Genomic DNA, 500 nt, shown 5'->3' with positions numbered 1-500 from the left:
CGCACTGTCGGCCGAGGACAAGCAGACGCTGTTGGCACTGGCTACAGGCATGCAACCCGTGGACCGGACGCTCTCGAACGGGGCTTACCGGCTGATAGCGGTGAAGACCAGCTTCGGCGATGTTCTGGTGACGGGACTCCCCCTTGCAGGCAAGGAAAGCACGCTCGCTTCCCTCGTGTGGACCTTTGTCTTCGTCTCGCTCGGCGGCCTGTTGCTGACCGGGCTGGTAGGCACAGTCCTCATCCGCCGCACCATGAAACCTCTCGAGCAGCTCTCGGAGGTGGCTACCCGGGTTTCGCAGCTGCCCCTGGACGCCGGCGAGGTGGCGCTTGCGGTGCGCGTGCCGCCGTCGAACTCCAACCAGGGAACGGAAGTCGGCAGCGTTGGGCACGCTCTTAACCTCATGCTGGAGAACGTGGCGAACGCGCTGCAGGCGCGGCAGAAGAGCGAAACGAAGGTGCGCCAGTTTGTAGCAGACGCCTCCCATGAGCTGCGCACTC

General features: G+C 64.6%; 1 protein-coding gene. It reads left to right on the top strand.

Features of this window, described 5'->3' with window-relative positions; all coding sequences use genetic code 11:
• Positions 1-500 (top strand): HAMP domain-containing protein (locus AC5RWX_RS34240; RefSeq protein WP_494100568.1); only part of this gene is annotated, 500 nt, incomplete at both ends.

This window comes from Arthrobacter sp. SPT-J7 (assembly GCF_059089965.1).
Note: the sequence above shows the minus strand (reverse complement) of the source record. Positions and strands in the feature narration are given on the sequence as shown.